Origin of the sequence: Pseudomonas pergaminensis (assembly GCF_024112395.2) — a bacterium.
In the GTDB taxonomy this organism is placed as follows: Bacteria; Pseudomonadota; Gammaproteobacteria; order Pseudomonadales; family Pseudomonadaceae; genus Aquipseudomonas; species Aquipseudomonas pergaminensis.
Window position 1 is genome coordinate 2,673,559 of the sequence record NZ_CP078013.2, and the last position, 16,666, is coordinate 2,690,224.

Genomic DNA, 16,666 nt, shown 5'->3' on the forward strand with positions numbered 1-16,666 from the left:
GCTAACTAATGCTGCGGAGAAGCTTCATGCAAAACAAAGTCGATGTCGCCGTGATGATTGGCAGTGGCGTTCCCGAAACCTTGCGTGCGCTGGGTCAGAAGGCTTGCTGGGTGGTGTTGCTCAACGGTGAGCAGCGCGGCACGGCGTTCGCCAGTCGCGATGAAGCGGAGGAGTGCAGGGCTGCCTGGCAGGCGCTGTTGCGCCTGGAGCAGTCAGACAGCCTGCATTGACGCCGACTCAGTTCGCTTGATGCAGGCGCTGGTTCAGTTCATCCACGGCAATCGCCCATTCGGCATCGTCGCGAAGCTCTTCCTTGAGAAAACTCGCTTGTTGCGCCGACCAGAACGGTGCATCGATGAGCTTCACGTCTTCAGGCAATGGATGGGCAACGATAAACGCATCGATGGCGTCTGGGGTTGAATCCAGGCCCAATTGTTCAAACAGGGTTTCAAGGGTGGGGATTGGCGCGTCCATTTGGTTCTCCATGCAGGGTGGTCGTTATGCATGGGAGGGTTGTGGCGCAGCAGAGTTCTATCGGATCTCAGGAATTCAGGGCCCCGGCGTCCACGGCAGTCTTTAACGCCTTGGCGGCGTCCTTGGCGGCGATGGCAGCCGCGTCGACAGTTTTGAACCAGCGGTCTTTTTCCACCTGGTGGGTGGTGACAGTGGTCAGCGGTGGCTTGGCCCGCATTACGATCACAGCTTGGAATTCGCCGTCTACTTCTCTCGCGTCGCCATGGATGAAAAATTCGCCGATATCAAATTCCGTCACGTAGAGCCTTCCCTTGGAGATAACTGCACTGGTGAAACCTGGCCCGGCGGGCACAAACTTCAGTGGACGGGCCAGTATGGCAGTTGTTGCGGGTCGGCGGCGCAGTTAAGTTAATGGCCTGACGAAACGATTGCTCCGTGGGCTGTCTGCAGCATTGCTTCAAGTTTCTTGGCCAGCTCGCAGGCCTTGACATGGTCGCTGCGAAAGCCTTTGATTCGGCCGCTGAGCACTTCGCGGATGTGGAAGAAGTTTCTACCGGCAGGCACGACTTGGTAAAGAACCGAATCCGAGTACCCATCAGAGCCATTCAAGCGGTAGTATTGGGCTTCGTCCTGACGGGATGGACGGGTGTACGAAGACATAGCGCTGTAGGTTGATCGTTGCATGGCCTGCTCCTTTCGGTCGATCCGGGTAATGTGATTGCAACGCTGTGGGTGGTTTTGCTCTGTGCTGCTGTTTTAGTATTGTCGTCGGCGGTCAACACCCAGTTCCGTGGCAGGTGTGTCTTTTTGTGTTGGCATGTCGGAAAACTGCATTTTTAATTGGGTTTTTCTCTGAAGTTGGTCAGCCCGTATTCTCGGGCCGTTGAACCTGTGATCTCCTGTGATGCCTGATGACCTTTACAAAGGTCCATCGCGTACGTCTGTACTAGTCTTATGGCGCGACAGCGGGATTTTCTTCAGTTTTTTTCAAACAATGCGTTGTGTGATCGTGCCGTAACGGCCGTTTTTTTGTGCTGCCCGCTCTGGCGGACGGCGCTCTTTTCGATGTGGGGGCGTTTCCTTGGCAGTCAGTAATCTGGATATGCACGCGTTGTTCGTGCTGGGTGATTTGCGCGCAAAGTTGGTCAAACAGTTTCAATCCCGTTTTGTTTACATTACCGAACAGACGCCGGAAGGCATCTACATTGCCGAAATCGACACTGAAGCGGCGCTGGTGGTGGACGACAAGCCTCGCCTTGAACTCAAAGTCGGCGACCATTTCCGCGCGGCGGTATTGCCCAGTCGTGAAGGCGGCAAGTTCGAGTTGAAGTTCCGCGACATCAAGTTGACCGTCTATGGCCTGGGCGACTACGCCTTTGTGTCCTCGACCGAAGGCCAGGGCATTGTGTTCAAGGAAGGCCACAGCGTGATGCTGGTGTTCGCCGCCAACGAGCAGTTGCAAGAAGGCCTGACCAAAACCCTGAAAGCCGTGACCGGCAAGGCCGCCAAATGGCGAAAGGGTGAACTGGTCACGTTCAAGGCCAGCGAGTAATCAGCAAAAACCGCGATCACCCGCTATCTCCCGGAACCTCTACTACAGTTGAGTTGACTTAACTATTCAGAGGCTTCGCGCATACGCAGCAAAGCCGTCCGCCATTGGCTGCGATATCGCGAGGTGCGAAGGCATGAAAGGATTGAGAACACTATTGGCTGCGTCCCTGACGACACTGGGGCTTTCAGTGGCGACGCTGCCGGTTAACGCCGCCCAGGCACCGATACATTTTGCCGACCTGAACTGGGAAAGCGGCAGCCTGATCACCGAAGTGCTGCGGGTGATTGTCGAGAAGGGTTTCGAGCTGCCCACCGACACGTTGCCGGGTACCACCATCACCCTGGAAACCGCCTTGGCGAAGAACGACATCCAGGTGATCGGCGAAGAGTGGGCCGGCCGCAGTCCGGTGTGGGTCAAGGCTGAGGCCGAAGGCAAGGTGGTGGGCCTGGGCGATACGGTCAAGGGTGCAACCGAAGGCTGGTGGGTGCCGGAATACGTGGTCAAGGGTGACCCGGCCAAAGGCATCAAGCCCCTCGCCCCCGAGCTCAAGAGCGTGAAGGACCTGGCGCGCTACAAAGACGTGTTCAAGGACCCGGAATCCCCAGGCAAGGGGCGCTTCCTCAACAGCCCGATCGGCTGGACCTCGGAAGTGGTCAACAAGCAGAAGCTCAAGGCCTATGGCTTGGATGACAGCTACGTGAACTTCCGCAGTGGCTCGGGCGCGGCACTGGATGCCGAGATTGCCTCATCGATCCGCCGGGGCAAGCCGGTGTTGTTCTACTACTGGTCGCCGACGCCGCTGATGGGGCGCTACAAGTTGATCCAGCTGGAAGAACCACCGTTCGATGCCGAGGCATGGAAGACCCTCACGGATGCGGATAACCCTGATCCGAAGCCGACGCGATCGTTGGCGTCCAAGTTGAGCATCGGCGTTTCTACGCCGTTCCAGAAGGAACACCCGCAGATCGCCCAGTTCTTCGAGAAGGTCGAATTTCCGATTGACCCGCTGAATAAAGCCCTGGCGACCATGAGCGAAAATCACACCGCCCCTCGGGAAGTGGCCCAGGCGTTTCTCAAGGAACATCCCGAGGTGTGGAAGGCGTGGTTGACCGAGGATGTGGCACAGAAGGTTGAGGCCAGCCTGAAATAAGCTCGGACCTCACGGCCTGGTGAATGTGGGAGCTGGCTTGCCGGCGATGCAGGCGACTCGGTACCTCAGGTGTACCCAGGTGATGCCATCGCTGGCAAGCCAGCTCCTACAGTGGTTTGTGTTTGAATGTCAGAACCGGGTTTGTACCGCCACCTCAAAGGTTCGTGGCGAGCCCAGGTAATAGGCCGGCGATACATGCGCGAACTCGGCATACACTTCATTCGTCAGGTTGCGCACCCGGCCCGTCACCGAGGTGCGCGAGTCGACCTTATAGCGCAGGAACGTTCCGAACAGCGTGTAGGCCGGCACTGTCTGGGTGTTGGCATTATCCGCGTACACCTCGGCGACATACCGCGCATCCACCCCCCCTTGCCAGTCCTCGGCAAAGTCATACGTCAGCCACAGGTTGCCCACGCGCTTGGGCACGTTAGTGGGCGTGTTGCCCTTGCGCGAAACCACTGCGCCACTGGCGATTTTCTCGTTGAAGTCATCGTACTCGGCATCGACCCAGGCGAAGTTGCCCTCTGCCAGTAGCTTGGGCGTGATGCGCAGCGAGCTGGCCAACTCGATACCCTTGGATGATTGCGCGCCGACCGGAATGCTGTTGGTCGGATCCTGCGGGTCGGTGACGGCAAAGTCCTTGCGCTCGATCTTGTACGCGGCAACGGTGGCCGATCCACGGCCGTCCAGGTAGTCGAACTTGCTGCCCACTTCCCACTGTTTGCCGGTCGAGACATCGAACACTTGCGTCGTGGTAGTCGGTTGCTCGGCGGCAGTGCTGTATTGCACATACACATTGGCCGATGGGATGAACTGATAGGTCAGGCCCACGCGGCCAGTCACCGGGTCCCAGCTGCGCTTGAAGTGGCGAGGGTTGGTAGCGGTTATCGCGCGGTGGTTGGTGACGTCCAGGTCAATGGCGTCATAACGCAGGCCGGTCAGCAGCGAGAGTTTGTCAGTGAGGCCCAGACGATTCTCCACGAACAGCGCCTTGGTGGTGACTTCGTTGGTCTTGTCCTTGCCGAACTTCTCTCGGGTTCGCGGGATGTCGTAGAAGTGGCCGGGGTCGAAGTTGTTCGGGTCTACCGTGCTGTTGCCGGGCACATTCAGCGGGGTGTTGGTGGTGCTGTTGACCTTGTACTCGAAACCGCCAGACCAGGTGGTCGACAGGCCAAAAATACGGTCGTCGTGTCGCAACTCGAACTGGTTGCCGTTCTGCTCGCCCTGATGACGCACTTGGTAAGCCGTCGAGCGGTTCACCGCGCTGTTGTCGGCGTTGTACTGGTAGGTTTCCAGGTTGCGGTAATCGCGTTGGCTGTCCAGGTGATAGAGGGTGTTTTTCAGCGTGGTGCTGTCGTTGAGACGATAGTCGATGATCGAACGCGCCCAGATCGTGCGCTGCTCGTAGCGGCCGTCGGCGACGTTGTAGTTGTTGAAGCGGTTGTGCTTGTCGATCTTCAGTTCGCCCGCCTTGGGGTTGAGCACCGGCGTGCCCCAGTAGGGACTGTCTTCGTGCTCGTCCTGGTATTCCAGCGCCAGGGTGTGGGACAGGTTGGGGGTGAGGTCGCTGAGCAGGGAAAACGCCAGGCTCCAGGCCTCGCGCTGATCACGGTCGATGTAACTGTGGTTGGTGTTGCGGCTGACATCCAGGCGGGCGTAATGCTGCACCTCGGCACCGGGTTCGGTCAGGGCATGATTGACCCCGAAAGCCATGCCGGCAGTGTCGTAGCTACCATAGGTGAGTTGGCCTTCGGCCGCCTGTTCCTCACGGGTCGCCAGCTTGGTCACGTAGTTGAGCGAACCGCCCACGGAGCCTGCACCGTTGATCAGCGAGGAGGGGCCGCCCACCAGTTCCACCCGGTCATAGATCCACGCATCCACGGGACGGGCCAGGCCGGTCGCGACGTTGATGCCGTTGAACATCTGGGTGATCTGGCTGCTGGTAAAGCCACGGAAGGAGACAAACCCGCCAAACCCCGGTGGGGCGCTGGCGTTGACGCCGGGCAGGGTATTGGCCGCGTCGCGGAAGGTCTTGGCGCCATGGCGCTCGATATCATTGCGATTGGCGATGGCCACCGACGCCGGGGTTTCCCGCACGCTCAAGCCCAACCGCGATGCCATGCCACTGGATTGGTCCAGGGCCAGGCCGGGTTCGGCGGCTTGTTCGCCATCAATGGTCGTTGGGGCCAACTCAAGGGCCCAGGCGCAGACAGGCAGGCAGCCGAACAGGCCTGCCAACAGAGGTAGATGTTTCATGGTTGAATCCTGAAAAACTTGGCTTGAAAACAACGCACAGCCGCCCGTACTTCCTTGCGGAAACGGTGCTCAGTGCAGATCAAAACGCGAAGGAATCAGGCGAACGCAGGTGGCGCGCGTGGATTAGCCGCGGGCCAGGTGAAGCGGGCAGGGATGTCAGCAGCCAGGACAATGGCTGGCGGTGGGGCGTGGGGTTGTGGCAATACGGCCACATTCAGGCTGGAACTCAGGGCCGGGCCCATGCCACCGGTGGAACACAGCGGGCAACCAAACGCCTTGGACAGCGTAGGCAAATTCTCTTCAGTGGAGTTGGACGGCTTGGGCGCCTGGGTACGCGGGTCCACCGTACAAAACTGACCGCCGATGCCATTGAGCTGCATCCCGACCATCTGCCCATGACCGATACTGCAGGCGAACACATTGAACAGGACGCAGCTGTAGAGCATCCAGGCAATGAGCGAGCGGTCGGCACGGGCGATTTTCATGGGGCGGCACTTTACCATCAGCCGCCGACGAAATGCCTGCAAAAAATCTCAGGGCGACTATCCTGTTTCGCACCTTTTCAGGGAGAGCCAGCCATGAGCTTTGTTGTCGCACGATGGATTGTCGGGGTTTTTACCTGCATCAGCATGGTCCACCTGTACTGGGCCGCCGGCGGCAAACTCGGCAGCCTCGCCGCCATCCCCCAACTGCCCGGCGAATTCGCCAGCGGGCCAAAGCCCGCGTTCAAGCCCTCGGCGCTCGGGACCTTCCTGGTCGCGATGGGGCTGGTGGCCATTGCCCTGCTGGTTTGCCTGCGGGCGGGGCTGTATTTCTCGGCGGTGTCTCACGGGGCCTTGCAGTGGGGGATCAGCGCGATTGCGGTGGTGATGTTTGCCAGGGCGATTGGGGATTCGGAGTTGGTGGGGTTTTTCAAGAAGGTCGGTGGGTCGAGGTTTGCGAGGTTGGATACGTATTTTTACTCGCCGTTGTGTTTGGTGTTGGGGGTGGGGTTGTTGGTGGTGGCGTGGGGGTGAACAGGCCTTAAGTGTTTGTGGGGTATAGGTGGAGTTTAGTTGTGGTTACTTGAACAAAATCTGATTGTTGAGGGTGCTGCTCTTCAATGTCAATGAGAATTATCGCCTGGCCTAGTTTTAAAACGGCGTGATCGTTGTCAAGGTCATGGATTAGTCTGGCGATTATTTGGGTTGTATTTTTGGAGAAAGTGATCAGTGGTGTTTTGGGTGGAGAAGGGATAATGTTCTTATGCCAGCAAAGGACTTCATCTATATCCATCTCTACATCCGGAGTGTCGCCAATATTAGGTGCTGTGCCGTTCCAAAAGGCAATGCCATTTCCGTTCGTTGAATAAAATTTCACGATTACCTTGTTATGGTCTTCATGTGTCTGGTTTATTTTTATCTTCATAAAAGCCTCGCGATATCCAAGTCTCCTTCAAATGACATGCAAGCAATCCACGTCAATGATCTCGAGACGATGTAGGTGTATTGAGGAATTGTTGAGAAAATCCTAAGCGCTTTCTCTATGTGCTTTAGGCTTACGGAGTAAGCCTCGTCACAGGCTGAGTCGCCAATGAAAATCGGATTCTCGCTAGTGAGCTTCTGAACTTCCTCAGCTAGGTGTGATATCGCTAAGTCTGATGATGAACGTCCAAGGTTCATACTCGTTTCTAATTTTTCCCAAGCAACTTTACTCACCGAAAACGGCACGATGTCATTGATTGTGTTAACCAATGATGTGTGATCAGCCTCAGGCAGGATGGCGAATTTTATGTTGAACGCGTTTAAGTCGGTCGTGACTTCTTTGTCGTAATAATTCATGTCATTGGAAAACTTTAGGTTTTAAGTATTGGTTTCTGAGTTGCCTTAAAAAAGTTAATGAGGTCTCTCTTTTTTTTGTCAGGCAAAACATTCATGTAGGCACCACTTAAATGTGTCTGTATTTCTGTTGGTTTTCTCTATGCGCGGAGGTGGATGTTCAATCATTGCGTTCTCTACTCGGTGAGCCATTCTCACTCACATACATTTGTTTTATGATTTTTCGCTGGGCAATCAAGTTCATGCTGTATGAAGTACAGGTTGGACGTTGAACCGGGGATTTTTTTGGCTTTTCCCAATTTCAGGTACTCGAGGAACTCATGCTCTAGGTACCCTTCGTCGGTGTATTGTTTGTATTTATGCGGTAGCTCACAAGCGTAATTATATAATCGCCAAATATCAAATCCGTCGACCCTGTCATCAGGCCCGTAATCAAAATCGATGTATAGATTAGATAGGTAAACGCAACAGCCAATGCCGTGCAATTCGTAAGTCACGTCTTTGGTGACAGAGCCTCGTTGTGGAATTTTTCCGGAACGCCATAACCTCAGAATGTTTTTGGTTCCGAAGTATCGTTCGAGTAGTTCCGTTGCTTCATACACATGGTTCAGATATTCCGATATCAGGGTTTCTAATGTATGGGTTTGCACTGTGCTAGTGTTTCCAGGCTGAGGGATTGACTTAGTTGGATGGGGGGTGAGCATTTATTTTTTTGCCGAACCTTTTTCGTATTGCCTGGCATAAGTAAATCTTAATCTTTAGTGTTATGCGGGCTTCCAGAATTTTAAACCTTGTATGTGGCGCTCTAAGTCATCCATGTCGTCGTCTCCCAAAGTTGTATCAAATCCTGCGGTGATTAGTCCTCTCACCTTAGCGAGTCTTGATGTGATTCGAGCGTTGTCAATAAAATCAGTGGTGGCACGCTGATACTCCTCAGAAGACTTGTCAATATAGTAAGTGCCTATTTTTCGTAGTGAAACCAGTATGAGTTCGATCTCTGTCAACGCATTCAAGGCGTCCTCTCCGGAGATTGTTATTCTTTTGTTTGCATCCAGCATTTCACTTTCTCCTAAGAAAGTAGGATTTAGCATTGCAGGGGGAATATTCCTACCTCGGAGGAGTATTCGGGGGTGGAGAGTGTGGCGCGCGGGTTTATCTGCTCAGCCGGATGATATTGAGCCTTCGAAGCGGTGCTCATAGTGAGAGGGAAATTTTCAGTTTGTGTACTCCCTCATTTCTGCTGAGCACTTTTTTGTTTTGTGGTGAGCATGCTTGCCCTGCGTCGGGCTACGCAGCAGCCTCAAAACAGACATGCTGATTGACCTGAAGTACCCACTGACTGCCCGGGGCTGCTTCGCGGCCCAACGCGAGCAAGCTCGCTCACCACAGGGGGACGGTGTTGCCTTTGAGAGTGGTGTTGGTGTCACCAAGTTGACTGGTCTTCGAGGCTGGCTTTTTGAAGGTCTTCTTTCCAGACCTCGTTGGCGAGTCGATAGATGTCGGCGAAGAAGCCTCGGGGGTCGGCTATTTCTGTTTCGTCCCAGGCCATTTTCGAATACGACTCTGGGTCGTCTTCAAAGAAAGAGTGGAAGTTAAATGATTCAGTGTTTAATGCATCAAGTAAATTTTCTATTAATTTATATCTGTGGCGATATGAAAGCTTGTTAAAGGGGTCCAGGCAGTATTCAAGTATGAGAGTTTCTCTGTCTCTATTTTCGTTAGGGTTGAAACGGGCGAGCGCTTTTCCCTTAGTTTCCTCCCTATCATAAATGTCGAAAATCCCTACGAAATAACTCAAGCTGGCGTCGAAAGGTATGTGCTCGGAAGAAGGATGAAATAGCATTTTTCACTCCTTAATGGGGAATAGAGTAAAAGGCGTACCATCTTCACGGAATTTCATTTCTGCACCATTCATTGAAGGGTTGAAAGTTGGATTGTTCGGATCTTTCTTATTTGGTCTGTAGCCACGTCCTGCCCCTGGTAGTTCTAAGCGCACGATATCGTTTTTCTTGTCATCGACGCCAGTGTAGCGTGGTAGCCCTCTTTCAGTACGAGACGTAGCTTTCGTCCAAGCCTGAAGTTGAAGCTTCCAGCTATTAAACTGCGAACTTGGAACTCCCTTCCCGTTGTTCGGAAGTATGTCTGTTATGGGGTCTCTTCCGTCGACTGATCGCCTCCTTATTTTCGTGCTGTCTACCGCTGGTCCGTGCTTGCCGACCATATGCATGTCGTACTTCGATTCGTATTCCAAAATTCGACGCTTCGCATTGGCTTCGGTGAGCTCCTCAATGCGCGCCTGCGTTTCTGTACGCGCAGAGTAGGGAGTGAATGGCTCACCATGGTCAACTTTAGCGTCATCAAATGGATTTGGCGATTTAATAGTTGACTTGCAATTATCAGCGTGAGGACAAGAACTCAGTCCTAGGGGGTCTATCCATCCAGTAGGGTTGGGTACGTACTGATATCCGTTGATCCCACCTGCCAACTTCACCGGGTCCGGCGTCAGGTACCGACCAACATCCGGATTGTAGTAGCGATGGCGGTTGTAATGCAGCCCGCTTTCTTGATCGAAATACTGTCCCTGAAATCGCAGCGGGTTGTCGACTTTTCCTATGTCGAGACGGCTGATTTCGCCGTACGCGCGGTAATGCGCGGACCATACGATTTCGCCATCGGGGGCGGTGAGTTCCTGTGGGGTGCCGAGGTGGTCGAGTTGGTAGTGGTAGGCCTTGGTTTCCTTTGGGCCGAAGCCTTCCAGCAGGGCCAGCGGGCGGAAGCTGTCCGGTTCGTAGAGGTAGCTGCGGTGGCGGTTCGCGTGGTGCTCGGCGATGAGTTTGTCGCCCTGCCAGAAGAACTCGGTCGTTATGTCATCAACGGTTTTGCTGATGCGGCGGCCAAATGGGTCGTAGCGGTAGCTGGCGGTTTGGCCGTTGGGCGTCTTAACGCCGATCAGCCGATGCTGGCAGTCGTAACGGTATTCGGTGACGAGTTGATGGCCTTTGCCGCGTCGTTCGCGGATGAGGTTGCCGAAGGCGTCGTAGTCGTAGTGGTGGTCGCCCTGGATCATCAGGCGGTTGCCGGCGACGATGTCGGGGCCGGGGCGGTTTTGCATGAGCAGGTTGCCGGCGGGGTCGTGGCCGAAGCGTTCTTGCTCGTCTTGGGTGTGGTCGGCGCGGGTGAGGCGGCTTAGGGGGTCGTAGTGGTAGCGGTGATCGCCTTTGCGGGTGTCGAGCAGGCGGGTGAGGTTGCCGGATTTGTCGTAGTCGTAGTGGCGTTGGTAGAGGGTGTAAGCCTGCTGGCTGACGGCGTGAGCGTGTAGGCGCTGCTGGTCGTCGTAGTGGTAATGGCTGATCAGTTGGCCTTGTTGGCGTTGGTGTTCCTGGCCGGCTTTGAATAGATGAGAAGTAAGGACTTCACCGTTCAGTTCGACGGTGGCGAGATGGCCACCTTTGGTGTGGTTGAACGTGAGGCGGTTATTGTCCGGCAGGCGTAGGTTTTGCAGTTGGCCGCAGGCGTCGTAGCCGTAGCGCAGGGTGCCCCAGCCTTGGTGTTCGGCGGTGAGGCGGTTTTGAGCGTCGTATTCGTAGGCCAGGGCCCAATGGCCATCTTCGACGCTTAGGAGATTGCCCTGGCGGTCGTAGGCGTAATCAACCTTGTTGCCATCAGGTAGGGTTTTTCTTACGAGTCGACCGGCATGGTCGCGCTCGTAGCGGGTAACCAACTGACTACCGTCATCACCGTGTTCGGTCTTTTCCTGCAGGTTGCCATTGAGGTCGTAGACGTAAGCCGTGCGCTGCCCGTCAAACCCGGTTTCCTGCTGGATCAGGCCGTTGCTGTGGTACTGGAGTCGGTAGGTTTCGCCAACCTCGTTTTCAATTTCGGTCAGCAATAACCGCACATTGTCGTAACGGTATTTGACCTGGCTGCCATCAGCGTTGATGCGCCGGCTGATCAGGTGCAAGCCGTCGGCGTATTCGTAGCGGGTGACGTGGCCGAGTTCATCCCGTTCGGAGGTGATTTTTCCGTACGCGTTGTAGGTATATTTACGCGTATCACCGCTCGGCAAGACGATTTGGACTAATCGCCCAACGTCGTTCCACTCAAATTGTGTGAGCGCCCCGTGCTCATCTTCTTGGGAGATTTTTCGCCCAAGATCGTCATAGCGATAACGCTTGATCCCACCATTGGGCAATTGCTCTTCAAGCAACTGCCCACGCTCATTCCACACCAGCCGCTGACAGCTATGATCCGGGTACCAAACCCCAACCAACTGCCCGTATTTGTTGTAGCTGTAGTCAGTCACATGACCGTCAGGATCGGTCTTGCGCGTTACATCGCCTTGATCATTGCGCTCATACTTCCAAACCGCCTGACCCCGCCTTACAACCCGTACGAACCCGTTGTCATGCTCGTAGGTCGTTGGCTCATCGTCCCCCGGAAACAACGCCACCAAACGTCCGGCTTCGTCGTACTGATACGCCGTGATCGCGCCCAGCGGATCCTGCTCAACCGTCAGCCGCCCGTTGTCATCGTAGGACTTGAAGTGCTCGGCCCCGTCCGGATCCACCCGCTGCACCAGCCGTGCGCGCTGGTCATGCACGTAGACTTCCTGGCTGCCATCGGCGTTAAACACCGTGACCTGCCCGTTGTCGTCCCAGGCATAGCGCGTGTCCATCTGCGAAAAGCTCGCCCAATGCCGAACACACCGCGCCGCCTTGCCAGCCCGTTCCCACTCCCAGTAGAAACTCGCCCCACCGGCCAAGCCGCGTTCAAGAATGACGTGCTGATCGTCGTACCGATAAACCTCGCTTTCGCCGACAGCGTTAGTCGCTGAAATCAGTCGGCCAAGGTCGTCATAGGCGTAGGAAACAACCGTCTGTTCCGTCACCCAAACATACGGACCCTCGTCCACGATGCGTTGAATTTGGTAGTCCACCGCCACAATCCGGCCCGATGCGTAGCGCAACAACAGCGAGCGCCCCACGCCGTTATCCAGGCGTTCAATGCGCCCCAGAAAATCCCGGGCAATACGCAGCCGGTTGTCATACGCGTCGCTGATCGCTGTCAGCACACCGTCGCGGAAGTGGTAGAAGCGTGACGCCTGAGCCAGCACCAGTTCATCGGGCAACGACCCCAAATAGATCGCCGCTTCAGCCAGGCTATTGGTGATTGCGGGACGAGAAACGGAAGGCAAGGGCAGGGTGGTCGAGCGATTTTCATGATCGGTCCACACCACCGAATCACCGGAAACACTCAGCCGATGGGCCAGCGAGTGGCTCCAGCCAAACCCCAGCCCGCAATCCATTTCTACCGCGCTGGTGCGGTACAACCGGGTCCACTCAAACGGCAAAATGCCGTCCAACGCCCCATCGGTGAGGGTCAGCAGTTCTTCGCCCGTGACCATCGACACCGGGCAGCCGTTGGTGGCGGTCTTGTCCGAAGGCGCGGCCGCATCCCCAGCCGGGTTCTTCGCAACAGCCGGCACGTCATCCACAGGCTCTTTCTGCTTCAGCACCGCGTTCTGCCGCGCCTTCCAGCGCATCTGCATCGTGCCTTGCTTGAGCCCGCCGACCACCCCGCGGACCGCGACCGCCTTATAGCGATCCACGGCCTGCATGAACTTCGTCAGGATTGCCAAAAGCCCCTTAACAAAGCCCACCGCCGCATCAAGAATCTGCGCCCCATACTTGACCAGCCGCAGACTCAAATACGCCACACCCGCCGCCGGCAAGGCGATGGTCAACACCACGCCAATCACTAGGTCGATCAGCAGCGACACCACAAACCCAGCCGCCACTTTCGCTATTTCGCTGGGTGGCAATGCATCCAACCAGATCATCGCCGTGCGCAACATCAGGTACAGCGCGGCCTCGTCACTGGCCAGCAACATGGCCTGCTCCATGACCTTGGGTGCATCGGTCGCGAGCTGCGCCAACTTGGCTGCTTCGGTGCCCAACTGTTCGACGAACTTCAGCGGGTCTTCAAGAATCGCCTGCACCAGCTTGATGCTGTCCCACACGTCGCGAATCGCCGCCCAACTGCCCGCCAACAGGCCGCTGCCAATTGCACTGGCGGTCGAGTGTTTCCACTGGGGTTTAAAGCCAGACCATTGCTCCCGAAGCCACCGCTCCAGGTCGCCGGTCAGCCCGGCGTAAGAGGTAAACAGGGCCTCGACCTGTTCCTCGGACACGCCACCCTGCACCCGCACCTGGTAGCGCCCACCCGCCGCGCAGTGGTGCGAACCCTTACCCTGTTCATCCAGCATGATCACGGTGGAACTGCCGTCATCCAGGCCGATGACCTCCACCGGGATATTGCCGATCGGCACGTCATACACCGACTCGAACAGGCTCTCGATCTTCAGTTCGCCGCCCATTGGGCACTGGCTCACGGTCGAGAAATCAGCATCTGCCATGCTCACCGAGCGCTGTGAATCCCCCACCCGCAACACCCGGTCCATCCCCAGCAGCGAAGGCATGTCCAGCCCATGGCTGACTGAATCCAGCGCGCGCGAATACCAAGTGCCCATTTGCTGGCGATAAATCACCAGGCTCTGGTGAAAGCCATTCAGTTCATGTTCGATCAGGGCAATGTGGGCAGCGTGGGTCATCCGTGACGTCCGGGCAGAGGGCAAGGCGTCGGAGCATGCCGCAGCAAAAAGCGTCTGGATGAGCGGTTGAGAAAATCAGAAAACGCCGACTACCCAGAGGGAAAAACCGCGAGAAACCCACCCAAAGGGCTACACGAAAAAGCGACAAACCTGATTGCGTCATCGCTTCTCAAATAAAAATCGCTCGCATCCTTGCCCGATTTCCCGACGTGGCCGTCATGGTTAATAGAACCTCCCTTACGCAGGATTTCCCATGTCGCGCCTTGCTCGTCCCTTGCATCCACTGGCTTTGTCAGTGGCGATGGCTTTTGCCGCTGTGCCGTTGCTGACCGTCCAGAGCTCCTTTGCCGAAGAAAGCACCAGCAGCGCCGAGCGCAGTTTTTCAGTTCCCGCCGGAGATTTGAGCCAAGCGCTCAATAGCCTGGCCGAGCAGGCAGGCTTGGTGCTGGCCTTCGATGCAAGTCTGACCCGTGGCAAGCGCAGCAAGGGTTTAAAAGGACAATACGCCACCGACGTGGCACTGAATCAACTGCTCGCCGGCAGTGGCCTGCAAGCCTTGAAGATTTCCGCCGACCGCTATCGCCTGGAAGCCATCCCGGACAACGGCGGTGCCATGGAGCTGCAGGCCACCACCATCAGCGGCGCGTACCAGAGCGAAAGCCCGACCGGGCCGGTGGCCGGCTATGTGGCCACGCGCAGTTTGTCGGGCACCAAGACCGATACCGCGCTGATCGAAACCCCGCAGTCGATTTCCATCGTCACCAAAGACCAGATGCGCGCGCAGAACGCCGAGAGCCTCAACCAGATCCTGCGCTACAGCGCCGCCGTCATCCCGGAAACCCGTGGCGCCACCGCGTCGCGTCTCGACCAGTTGACCATCCGTGGTTTCTCCCCGGCCACCTACCTTGACGGCCTGCGCATGCCATCGAGCCGTGACGCCTTGCCGCAGAAAGACGCCTTCGACCTGGAGCGCGTGGAAGTGCTGCGCGGCCCGGCATCGGTGCTGTACGGGCAGGGCACGCCGAGCGGGGTGATCAACATGGTCAGCAAACGCCCGCTGGACACACCGTTTCATGAAGTGGGTGTGGAATACGGCACCTTCAACAAGAAGCGCACCACCTTTGACTTGAGCGGCCCGCTGGATGATCAGGGGGTGTATTCCTACCGTGTGGCCGGGCTTTTCGACGATGCCGATGGCCAGGTGGAGCACACCGAGACGCGCCGTCAGTCGCTGTCCAGCGCGTTCACCTGGCGCCCGGACGACGCCACCTCGCTGACCCTGCTCGGGCATTTCCAGAAGGACCCCAAAGGCGCGTCCTACGGCTCGGTGCCGGCCTGGGGCTCGGTGCTGCACAGCCCGACCGGGCACAACATCGATGTGGATTTCTACGACGGCGAAAAGAACTTCGAGAAGAGCGACCGCGAGTACTACTCCATCGGCTGGGCGTTCGAGCATCATTTCGATGACGTGTGGACCGTACGCCAGAACGCGCGTTACCTGCGCAGCGAAGGACAGTACCGCAGCCTCTACAGCAATTACCTGCTGACGGATTACCGCACTATCCGCCGTTCGACCATCGCCAGCGATGTCGACCTGGATGCCTACACCCTCGACAACCAGCTGCAGGCCAAATTCGACACCGGCCCCTTGCAGCACACCTTGTTGATGGGCCTCGACTATCAGAACACCAGTACCGACACCAAGTCGGGTTCCGGCGTGTACACCGCCGGCCCGTCTCTGGATATTTTCAACCCGGTCTACGGCGCGGCGGTGCCGGTGCCGGCCTACACCACCGACGGCACCTCGCGCAGCGAGCAGACCGGCGTGTACCTGCAAGAACAGATGAAGTGGGACAAATGGGTGCTGTTGCTGGGCGGGCGCTATGACTGGGCCAGCACCGACAGCAGCACCAAGACCCTTCGTACCGGTGCCAAGTCCGAGTCATCCCTGGACAGCAAGGCGTTCACTGGCCGTATCGGCCTGGTCTACCTCTTCGATAATGGCCTGGCGCCGTATGCCAGTTACGCGGAGTCGTTCAATCCGCAGTCGGGTACCGGTTACGGTGGCTCGGTGTTCAAGCCGACCGAAGGCAAGCAGTATGAAATCGGTATCAAATACCAACCGCCGGGCAGCAACAGCTTTATCACGGCGGCGATCTTCGACCTGCGCCAGACCAACGTGCTGACCACCGACCCGGACCCCACCCATTTGTGTGGCACCGGGCGCTGCCAGAGCCAGGACGGCGAAGTGCAGTCCCGTGGTTTTGAGCTGGAGGGCAAGGCCAGCCTCAACGATAACCTGGACATCACTGCGGCCTATGCCTACCTGGACAACCGCATCAGCAAGTCGAACAACACCGTGCGTTATGCGCCCATCAGCGATATCGGCGTAGGCCCGGCCATTGCCGCCGAAGGCACCACCACCTACGGTGTGCCGCGCCATACGGCCTCGGCGTGGGCCGACTACACCTTCCACGACGGCACCCTCAAGGGCTTCGGCGCCGGCGCGGGTGCGCGTTACGTCGGGTCTTCTTGGGGGGACACCGCCAACACCCTCAAGGTGCCGGGCTACACCTTGTTCGATGCCGCCGTGCACTATGACATCCCGAACATTACTAGCCTGAAGGACAACCTGCGCCTGGCGCTCAACGCCACCAACCTGGCGAACAAAGAGTATGTCGCGTCCTGCTACTCCTATTCGTGGTGCTGGTATGGCTCGCAGCGCACCGTGCAGGCGAGCGCCACCTACCAGTGGTGAGGTAAGAAAAAGGCCTTGGCGCAAGGATTCGGGAGCAGCATCGCCAAGG

16 protein-coding genes are annotated in these 16,666 nt (G+C 57.0%); 5 read left to right on the forward strand and 11 right to left on the reverse strand.

The features are described 5' to 3' along the window. Window positions 1-26 precede the first annotated feature (26 nt). Window positions 27-230, forward strand: a complete 204-nt coding sequence (locus KUA23_RS12140) for a hypothetical protein (RefSeq protein WP_028615868.1) — start codon at window positions 27-29, stop codon at window positions 228-230. Between the two features lie 7 nt (window positions 231-237). On the opposite strand, the gene KUA23_RS12145 is transcribed toward KUA23_RS12140, so the two are convergent. The 3 genes from KUA23_RS12145 to KUA23_RS12155 form a co-directional block, all read right to left on the reverse strand. Continuing rightward, window positions 238-474, reverse strand: coding sequence for a DUF2789 domain-containing protein (locus KUA23_RS12145; RefSeq protein WP_028615869.1), 237 nt, complete (start codon window positions 472-474; stop codon window positions 238-240). 67 nt (window positions 475-541) lie between these two features. Continuing rightward, complete coding sequence (locus tag KUA23_RS12150) at window positions 542-772, reverse strand: hypothetical protein (protein WP_078048040.1); 231 nt, start codon at window positions 770-772, stop codon at window positions 542-544. Between the two features lie 110 nt (window positions 773-882). Continuing rightward, window positions 883-1,158 (reverse strand): hypothetical protein, encoded by a 276-nt coding sequence (locus tag KUA23_RS12155; protein ID WP_214497601.1) that lies wholly within the window; start codon window positions 1,156-1,158, stop codon window positions 883-885. A gap of 418 nt (window positions 1,159-1,576) precedes the next feature. Here KUA23_RS12155 and KUA23_RS12160 point away from each other — a divergent pair, with 418 nt between their 5' ends. Both KUA23_RS12160 and KUA23_RS12165 read left to right on the forward strand, forming a co-directional pair. Further along, window positions 1,577-2,026: a hypothetical protein gene (locus KUA23_RS12160; protein ID WP_052211095.1), complete on the forward strand. Its 450-nt coding sequence runs from the start codon at window positions 1,577-1,579 to the stop codon at window positions 2,024-2,026. 133 nt (window positions 2,027-2,159) lie between these two features. Continuing rightward, the gene (locus tag KUA23_RS12165; RefSeq protein WP_252994016.1) at window positions 2,160-3,176 is read left to right on the forward strand and encodes an ABC transporter substrate-binding protein; all 1,017 of its coding nucleotides are present in this window, start codon (window positions 2,160-2,162) and stop codon (window positions 3,174-3,176) included. A 129-nt stretch (window positions 3,177-3,305) separates the two neighbouring features. Here KUA23_RS12165 and KUA23_RS12170 read toward each other — a convergent pair whose 3' ends face one another. Further along, a complete protein-coding gene (locus KUA23_RS12170; protein WP_346356400.1) occupies window positions 3,306-5,432 on the reverse strand; it encodes a TonB-dependent receptor in 2,127 nt (708 codons plus the stop codon). A 95-nt stretch (window positions 5,433-5,527) separates the two neighbouring features. Beyond that, window positions 5,528-5,917: a DUF2946 family protein gene (locus tag KUA23_RS12175; protein WP_252994017.1), complete on the reverse strand. Its 390-nt coding sequence runs from the start codon at window positions 5,915-5,917 to the stop codon at window positions 5,528-5,530. Window positions 5,918-6,010: 93 nt separating this feature from the next. On the opposite strand from KUA23_RS12175, the gene KUA23_RS12180 reads away from it, so the two are divergent. After that, window positions 6,011-6,448 (forward strand): DUF3995 domain-containing protein, encoded by a 438-nt coding sequence (locus KUA23_RS12180; RefSeq protein ID WP_078048046.1) that lies wholly within the window; start codon window positions 6,011-6,013, stop codon window positions 6,446-6,448. Between the two features lie 7 nt (window positions 6,449-6,455). Here KUA23_RS12180 and KUA23_RS12185 read toward each other — a convergent pair whose 3' ends face one another. The 6 genes from KUA23_RS12185 to KUA23_RS12205 form a co-directional block, all read right to left on the reverse strand. After that, entirely contained in the window at window positions 6,456-6,839 is a 384-nt protein-coding gene (locus tag KUA23_RS12185) for a hypothetical protein (RefSeq protein ID WP_252994018.1), read from the reverse strand. Further along, window positions 6,836-7,252, reverse strand: coding sequence for a hypothetical protein (locus KUA23_RS12190; protein WP_252994019.1), 417 nt, complete (start codon window positions 7,250-7,252; stop codon window positions 6,836-6,838). The genes KUA23_RS12185 and KUA23_RS12190 overlap by 4 nt, the downstream gene beginning before the upstream one ends. Before the next feature lie 191 nt (window positions 7,253-7,443). After that, window positions 7,444-7,953 (reverse strand): DUF6896 domain-containing protein, encoded by a 510-nt coding sequence (locus tag KUA23_RS30300; RefSeq protein ID WP_428847433.1) that lies wholly within the window; start codon window positions 7,951-7,953, stop codon window positions 7,444-7,446. 60 nt (window positions 7,954-8,013) lie between these two features. Further along, complete coding sequence (locus tag KUA23_RS12195) at window positions 8,014-8,307, reverse strand: hypothetical protein (RefSeq protein WP_252994020.1); 294 nt, start codon at window positions 8,305-8,307, stop codon at window positions 8,014-8,016. A 365-nt stretch (window positions 8,308-8,672) separates the two neighbouring features. Continuing rightward, window positions 8,673-9,092, reverse strand: a complete 420-nt coding sequence (locus KUA23_RS12200) for a hypothetical protein (RefSeq protein WP_252994021.1) — start codon at window positions 9,090-9,092, stop codon at window positions 8,673-8,675. 3 nt (window positions 9,093-9,095) lie between these two features. After that, window positions 9,096-13,859 carry an RHS repeat-associated core domain-containing protein gene (locus KUA23_RS12205; protein WP_252994022.1) on the reverse strand — a complete coding sequence of 1,588 codons (4,764 nt, stop codon included), beginning with the start codon at window positions 13,857-13,859 and terminating at the stop codon, window positions 9,096-9,098. A 253-nt stretch (window positions 13,860-14,112) separates the two neighbouring features. Here KUA23_RS12205 and KUA23_RS12210 point away from each other — a divergent pair, with 253 nt between their 5' ends. After that, entirely contained in the window at window positions 14,113-16,617 is a 2,505-nt protein-coding gene (locus KUA23_RS12210) for a TonB-dependent siderophore receptor (RefSeq protein WP_346356401.1), read from the forward strand. The last annotated feature ends 49 nt before the right edge of the window (window positions 16,618-16,666 follow it).

Excerpts from the sequence above, each read along its gene's own strand:
- KUA23_RS12160 (WP_052211095.1), top strand. The coding sequence starts at position 1,577 with ATGCACGCGTTGTTCGTGCTGGGTGATTTGCGCGCAAAGTTGGTCAAA.
- KUA23_RS12145 (WP_028615869.1), bottom strand. The coding sequence starts at position 474 with ATGGACGCGCCAATCCCCACCCTTGAAACCCTGTTTGAACAATTGGGC.
- KUA23_RS12200 (WP_252994021.1), bottom strand. The coding sequence starts at position 9,092 with ATGCTATTTCATCCTTCTTCCGAGCACATACCTTTCGACGCCAGCTTG.
- KUA23_RS12165 (WP_252994016.1), top strand. The coding sequence starts at position 2,160 with ATGAAAGGATTGAGAACACTATTGGCTGCGTCCCTGACGACACTGGGG.
- KUA23_RS12205 (WP_252994022.1), bottom strand. The coding sequence starts at position 13,859 with ATGACCCACGCTGCCCACATTGCCCTGATCGAACATGAACTGAATGGC.
- KUA23_RS12195 (WP_252994020.1), bottom strand. The coding sequence starts at position 8,307 with ATGCTGGATGCAAACAAAAGAATAACAATCTCCGGAGAGGACGCCTTG.
- KUA23_RS12175 (WP_252994017.1), bottom strand. The coding sequence starts at position 5,917 with ATGAAAATCGCCCGTGCCGACCGCTCGCTCATTGCCTGGATGCTCTAC.
- KUA23_RS12140 (WP_028615868.1), top strand. The coding sequence starts at position 27 with ATGCAAAACAAAGTCGATGTCGCCGTGATGATTGGCAGTGGCGTTCCC.
- KUA23_RS12185 (WP_252994018.1), bottom strand. The coding sequence starts at position 6,839 with ATGAAGATAAAAATAAACCAGACACATGAAGACCATAACAAGGTAATC.
- KUA23_RS12180 (WP_078048046.1), top strand. The coding sequence starts at position 6,011 with ATGAGCTTTGTTGTCGCACGATGGATTGTCGGGGTTTTTACCTGCATC.
- KUA23_RS30300 (WP_428847433.1), bottom strand. The coding sequence starts at position 7,953 with ATGCTCACCCCCCATCCAACTAAGTCAATCCCTCAGCCTGGAAACACT.
- KUA23_RS12210 (WP_346356401.1), top strand. The coding sequence starts at position 14,113 with ATGTCGCGCCTTGCTCGTCCCTTGCATCCACTGGCTTTGTCAGTGGCG.
- KUA23_RS12155 (WP_214497601.1), bottom strand. The coding sequence starts at position 1,158 with ATGCAACGATCAACCTACAGCGCTATGTCTTCGTACACCCGTCCATCC.
- KUA23_RS12190 (WP_252994019.1), bottom strand. The coding sequence starts at position 7,252 with ATGAATTATTACGACAAAGAAGTCACGACCGACTTAAACGCGTTCAAC.
- KUA23_RS12170 (WP_346356400.1), bottom strand. The coding sequence starts at position 5,432 with ATGAAACATCTACCTCTGTTGGCAGGCCTGTTCGGCTGCCTGCCTGTC.